This window comes from Microbacterium sp. 69-10, from assembly GCF_001897945.1.
Classification (GTDB): domain Bacteria; phylum Actinomycetota; class Actinomycetes; order Actinomycetales; family Microbacteriaceae; genus Microbacterium.
Genome location: NZ_MKRT01000028.1, coordinates 91,085 through 94,074, shown reverse-complemented (window position 1 = coordinate 94,074; position 2,990 = coordinate 91,085). Strand labels below are relative to the sequence as shown.

The 2,990-nt window shown below is 70.5% G+C and carries 3 protein-coding genes; 1 reads left to right on the top strand and 2 read right to left on the bottom strand.

Going from position 1 to position 2,990, the window contains the following annotated elements; all coding sequences use genetic code 11:
* A partial coding sequence (locus BGN97_RS14895; protein ID WP_292703135.1) for a GNAT family N-acetyltransferase occupies positions 1 to 277 on the bottom strand: 277 nt, incomplete at its 3' end.
* 103 nt (positions 278 to 380) lie between these two features.
* The gene (locus BGN97_RS14890; RefSeq protein WP_292703132.1) at positions 381 to 1,463 is read right to left on the bottom strand and encodes a DNA polymerase IV; all 1,083 of its coding nucleotides are present in this window, start codon (positions 1,461 to 1,463) and stop codon (positions 381 to 383) included.
* 77 nt (positions 1,464 to 1,540) lie between these two features.
* On the opposite strand from BGN97_RS14890, the gene BGN97_RS14885 reads away from it, so the two are divergent.
* Positions 1,541 to 2,878 (top strand): MFS transporter, encoded by a 1,338-nt coding sequence (locus BGN97_RS14885; RefSeq protein WP_292703129.1) that lies wholly within the window; start codon positions 1,541 to 1,543, stop codon positions 2,876 to 2,878.
* Positions 2,879 to 2,990 lie beyond the last annotated feature (112 nt).

The following is a 2,990-nucleotide window of genomic DNA, read 5'->3' as shown; positions in this document are numbered from 1 at the left end:
CCGCCAGCGCCTTGCCTGCGCCGAGACCGCGGGCCTCCGGCTCGACGAAGACGTCGCAGAGCCAGGCGAACGTCACCTGATCGGTGACGACGCGGGCGTACCCGACGAGCCGGTCGTCGGCATCCAGGGCCCCGAAGTTCATGGAGGCGCGCGCCGCCGCCTCCACGACCTCGCGCGATCGGCCGAGCGCCCAGTAGGCCTCCTCCGAGAGCCAGCGGTGCACCACGTCCAGGTCGATGTCCTGGAGGTCGGTCGTCACGCGCACGACAGCAGTCATGGTCAGAGCCTAGGGCCGCCCGCCACCGTACAGTGCAGCCCGTACCGAGGGTTCAGGATGCGGCGTCACCGGGCGGGCGGCCCCGGCTTCCACGCCGTCAGGCTCAGATGCGGCCGCGCACGGGCGTCCGCTCCCCCGGGTCACCGCCCTCGGGCATGGTCATCTCGGCGCGGACGCCCAGCAGCCGGACCTCGCGACCGGCGTCCAGACCGTCGGCCAGTTCGCGCGCTGCTGCGATGAAGGCACCGCGGTCCTGCGTCGGCTCGGACAGCTTCCGGCCCATCGTGCGCGTCTCGAACGGGGCATATCGCACCTTCAGGTGCACGCGGATGACGGGTCGCCCCTCCGCTGTGCAGTCGTCGAAGGCCTGCCCTGCGAGGGACTCGACCGCGGTCTCGACCTCGGCGCGTGTCGTGAGGTTCTGCTGGAAGGTCGTCTCCCGGCTGTGGCTGCGGGCGATCCACGGGGTGTCGTCCACGACCGCCGGACCTCGTCCGGAACCGAGCCCGTGATACCAGACGCCCATCTTCGGACCGAACTCGCGGATCATCTCGGCTTCGTCGGCATCGGCGAGTTCGCGCACCGTCCGGATGCCGTGGTCGGCCAGTCGCTTCTGCACGCGGGAGCCCACACCCCACAGATCGCGGGTTGTCCTCTCCCCCATCACCTCGAAACAGTTCTCCGCCGTGAGGCGGAAGACGCCCCGGGGCTTGCCGAACTCCGTCGCGATCTTGGCACGCACCTTGTTGTCGCCGACGCCGACCGAGCAGTGCAGGGAGGTCGCGGCCAGCACGGCGTGCTGCGCGTCACGGGCCAGCGCCTCCGGGTCATCCGTCGTCACCCCCAGAAAGCACTCGTCCCACCCGATGATCTCCACGACAACGCCGGGAAGGGTGCAGAGCGCGCTCATCACCCCAGCGGATGCCTCCTCGTATGCCGCGTGATCCACAGGCAGGAAGACCGCGTCCTCGGGCGCCTTGCGGGCGGCGATCTTCAGGGGCATCCCCGAACCGATGCCGAACGCGCGCGCCTCGTACGATGCCGTGGACACCACCGCCCGTTCGGTGGGATCGCCGTTGCCGCCGACGATCACAGGCCTCCCGGCGAGCTCGGGGCGCCGCAGCACCTCGACCGCCGCGATGAACTGGTCCATGTCGACGTGGAGCACCCAGGGCGCCGCAGTCATGCCTCGAGTCTGCCCCTCCGGACTGCTCTTGTCACGGAGGAGAGCGGAAACCGGTTAAAGCCTCGGCGCCGACTACCATGGTACGGGTGACCGCCACTCCCCTCCCCCGTTCCGGGCCCGGCTGGCGCGCCTGGCTGATCTGGGGCGTCGCCGTCGCGGCGTACGTCCTCGCCATCACGAACCGCAGCTCGCTGAGCGCGGTGGGCGTGGACACCGCGGAGCGGTTCCACGCCGACGCGGCCACCCTGTCGCTGTTCGCGGTGGTGCAACTGGCCGTCTACGGCGGAATGCAGATCCCGATCGGGGTGCTCCTGGATCGCTACGGCTCGCGTCCGATCATGGTCGTCGGCATGCTCCTGATGGGCGTGGGGCAGTTCGTGATGGCGGTCTCCCCCAGCATCGGCGTCGCGATCGTCGCCCGGGTGCTGCTCGGCGCAGGGGATGCGGCCATCTTCCCCGCGGTGATACGCCTGGTCGCCACCTGGTTCCCCGCCCAGCGCGGTCCGCTGATGGGACAGATGACGGGCCTGGCGGGCCAGTGCGGCCAGCTCGTCGCGCTGCTCCCCCTTGCCGCCCTGCTGCACTCCACGTCCTGGACGATCACTTTCAGCAGCATCGCCGGACTGGGAGTCCTGTTCGCGGTGCTGGTGTGGGCCTTCGTGCGCAACCGTCCCCCGGAGCAGGAGCAGGACGTCACGGTCAACACCGAGACCGGCGTGATCCGCGTCGTCACCTCCTCGATCGACACGGGTGTCGGCATCCGCGCGGCATGGGCCCACCCCGGCACGCGGCTCGCCTTCTGGACGCACTTCACCACGCCGTTCGCGGGCACCGCCTTCCTGCTGCTGTGGGGCATGCCGTTCCTCACCGCGGGCGAGGGCCTCTCCAACGCGGCCGCGGCCGGACTCCTGTCGGTGAACGTGATCGTCGCGATGGCGCTCAGCCCGATCCTGGGCGAGCTCTCCCGCCGGATCCCCACGCGCCGCTCACTCGCGCTGGTCGTGCCGATCGTCAGCGTGCAGGTCATCGGATGGCTGCTCGTCATCGCGTGGCCCGCACCCGCCCCTGTGTGGCTGCTCACCATCCTGATCGTGTGCCTGGGCGCCGGTGGTCCGGCATCCATGATCGCCTTCGACCACGCCCGCACGCACAATCCCGTGCACCGGCTCAGCACCGCCACCGGTGTGACCAACTCGGGCGGATTCCTCGCCGGACTCGTCGCGATCTTCCTCATCGGTCTGATGCTCGATCTGCAGGGTGCCGGCACACCCGCGACCTACTCGCCGGAGGCCTTCCGATGGGCGTTCCTGACCCAGCTGCCGCTGTGGATCCTCGGGCTCACGATGATCATCATCGAGCGCAAGCACACCCGCATCCGGATGGGACTCGACCCGGAGCGCCCGCGGAACCGCTGAGCGGGCAGAAGGCCAGGCGCGGGTCGCCTCGCTCAGCCGCGTCGGGTCCAGCCGATCGGATGCGGGCCGGGGCGGCCTCCGCGCTCGACATCGGCCTGCGCCGACCAGCCCT